The organism is Leyella stercorea (genome assembly GCF_019052365.1).
GTDB lineage: Bacteria > Bacteroidota > Bacteroidia > Bacteroidales > Bacteroidaceae > Prevotella.
Genome location: NZ_JAHQUY010000134.1, coordinates 1 through 2,916 on the forward strand (window position 1 = coordinate 1; position 2,916 = coordinate 2,916).

Here is a 2,916-nt window from a genome sequence, read left to right on the forward strand (position 1 = left end):
ACTGTATTTCAATTAATTCAAAGAGCGATTAGTCCACTTTAACGGGACAGTAGTGATAAGTTGTATAAAAACAATAAATCCCGAGAACGTTCTCGTTCTCAGGATTTATATGTGTCTTAGTGACGGATTTTCTTTGATTAAGCCTCTGCCGGAGCTTCCTCTGTAGCCTCTGCGTTAGCAGCAGCCTCTGCCTCTGCCTTTGCAGCAGCCTCAGCAGCCTTCTTCTCAGCTACCTTCTTAGCGATAGCCTCGTTGAGCTTCTTCTCAGCCTCGAGCTCCTTAGCAGCAGCCTCTGCCTTAGCCTTAGCCTCGTTCTCGCGTACGGTGTCCAAGCCCTTCTGCTTGTCTGCCTTCCATGCGTCGAACTTCTTCTGTGCTGTAGCCTCGTCGAATGCGCCCTTCTTAACGCCACCGCGGAGGTGCTTCATAAGATAAACGCCCTCGCCCTTGAGGATGTTGTGAGCTGTTGCTGTCGGCTGTGCGCCTGTCTCTACCCAGTAGAGTGCACGGTCGAAATCCAAATCTACAGTAGCAGGATTGGTGTTAGGGTTGTAAGTACCAATCTTCTCAGTAAATCTACCATCACGTGGTGCTCTTGCGTCAGCGATTACGATACGATAAAAAGCGTAGCTCTTACGACCGCCGCGCTGAAGTCTGATCTTTGTTGCCATTGTTTAAAATTTAATTTTAATTTGTGGTTTGAATTATGCTACTATCTCGTAATAGCGGCTGCAAAGGTACTAAGTTTATTTCGAACGCCGAAATGTTTTTCTATTTATTTTCTTGTAATAGAGCGAGTTTGGCTTGTTTTTATGTAAATGCTGCTTTGTTTTCACAATAATATCCTTCATTTTGCAAGAATACCGTCTTGTTTTTACAAGAAAATAACGCCTAAAAAAGCAAAAAATAGCAGGATGATGCTTTTGTTTTGAGTTTCAAGTGGTTGTGGCAGTCGTTGGCTTTAAGTGGCATAGACGAGGAAAAGCGAAAAACGCAGATTGGAGAAATAGAAACGCTTTCAAATCATTACCTCGCAGAAACGCCCTAATAAGCATTTTTAACGGTGGCGGTTCATATTTCTCCATTCTGCGTAAGTTTTAGTTTTGCCATGCAACTCTCATAGTTTAATTTTGCACCGAACAAAAAAGTAAGAATTATGAGATGCACTTTCAAGACAGTCTTCTATGTAAACGGAAGCAAGGAGAGAAATGGAATTGTCCCAATCATGGGGCGAGTGACAATCAACGGAACTATCGCACAGTTCAGTTGCAAGCAGAGCGTGACCAAGGCTATCTGGGATGCCAAGGGCAACAGAGCCATCGGCAAGAGCAAGGAAGCCAAGGAGGTAAACTTTGCGCTTGACAACATCAAGGCTCAAATCGCCAAGCATTACCAACGCCTTTCAGACCATGAGGCGTTCGTTACCGCAGAAATGGTGAGAAACGCCTACCAAGGCATAGGCACGGAGTACGAGACATTACTCCGAGCCTTTGACAAGGAGAACGCTGCCTTTGCCAAGCGTGTAGGCAAGGACAGAGCCAAGAACACCTACCGCAAGTATCTTATAGTGAGAAAGTATGTTGCCGATTTCATCAAGTATCAGTATAAGCGCAGCGATATGTCCATGAATGAGCTTACTGAGGAGTTCATCCGTGACTATTGCCTGTACTTAAAGAATGTCGTCGGACTTGCTCAGTCCTCCATTTGGATTTACTCCATACCATTGAAGCATATTGTCACGACCGCACACTACAATGGCAAGATACCGAGAAATCCATTTGCCATGTACCATGTTGACCCAGACCACAAGGAACGTGAGTTCTTGACCTTGGACGAGCTTACCGCCATGACAGAGATAAACTTGGAAGACCCGAACATGGCATTTGCGAGAGACCTCTTTCTCTTTGGCTGTTGGACAGGTATATCTTTCATCGACATCAAGAACTTGACGGAAGATAACATCTGTATGATAAACGGTGCTCCTTGGATTGTTTCCAAGCGTCAGAAGACAGGTGTGCCTTTCCAAATCAAGCTAATGGATATTCCTATGCAGATTGTTGAGCGATACAAATCTTTCAGAAAGGGCAGTCATTTGTTCAACATCGGCAATCTTGACAGCATCAACAAACGCATCAAGAAAGTAGCGGTAATGTGTGGTATCAAAAAGCGTGTCTCTTTTCATGTGTCTCGCCACTCTTGGGCTGTTTTAGCCTTGGAGTATGGTATGCCGATAGAGAGCGTGAGCAAGATTCTTGGTCATACAAACATCACCACGACGCAGATATACGCCAAAGTAACAAGCAACAAACTTGACCATGACATAGCAGTCTTTGAAAGTCGAATCAAGGGGCATTTGCCTACAATGGGAGGAATGGCATGAAAAGGACTGTAATCACCGTGGACGGAAATGGAATGCTATCCATTCCGTCCAACTTGGAGAACTTGTGGATGAGTGAGAGCGAGTTGATTGATATGCTATATGTCACAGCCCCGAAGCTCACAGCCGTGATAAGAGCCATATATAAAGAAGGTATGTTGTTGATGTCGGAAGTCCAACAGAAACAAGAAACCTCCAAAGGCATTTGGCAAACATTGTATGGATTCCCTATGGTTGTTGCCATTTGCTTCCGTCTAAACTCCAATGGTGCAGCGCAACTTCGTGATGCCATATTCAAGAGGCTATACGGAGCAAAAGAGAAAACAGCCATTATACTGCAACTCTATGGAGGAACAAATGCCTTTAGCTAAGTATGGTCGCTTCTTTGACGCTTCGGTTATTCACTGTCGTATTGACTTGCCTACGTACTGATTCACTGTCGTATCAAGCATTTCTATGAAGAATACGGAGCTGCCGATGTCAAACGTTTTACATATTTATCGTATGACATATAAAACGTATGACATGCAGGAATACAT

3 protein-coding genes are annotated in these 2,916 nt (G+C 44.2%); 2 read left to right on the forward strand and 1 reads right to left on the reverse strand.

The window, feature by feature from the left end:
* Positions 1-137: 137 nt before the first annotated feature.
* Positions 138-671 (reverse strand): 30S ribosomal protein S16, encoded by a 534-nt coding sequence (locus KTQ90_RS13005; RefSeq protein ID WP_217318783.1) that lies wholly within the window; start codon positions 669-671, stop codon positions 138-140.
* Positions 672-1,156: 485 nt separating this feature from the next.
* Between KTQ90_RS13005 and KTQ90_RS13010 the strand changes: the two genes are divergently transcribed.
* Together KTQ90_RS13010 and KTQ90_RS13015 are read left to right on the forward strand one after the other, a co-directional pair.
* Positions 1,157-2,380 carry a site-specific integrase gene (locus tag KTQ90_RS13010; protein WP_217318784.1) on the forward strand — a complete coding sequence of 408 codons (1,224 nt, stop codon included), beginning with the start codon at positions 1,157-1,159 and terminating at the stop codon, positions 2,378-2,380.
* The gene (locus KTQ90_RS13015; RefSeq protein WP_217318785.1) at positions 2,377-2,748 is read left to right on the forward strand and encodes a hypothetical protein; all 372 of its coding nucleotides are present in this window, start codon (positions 2,377-2,379) and stop codon (positions 2,746-2,748) included. The genes KTQ90_RS13010 and KTQ90_RS13015 overlap by 4 nt, the downstream gene beginning before the upstream one ends.
* The last annotated feature ends 168 nt before the right edge of the window (positions 2,749-2,916 follow it).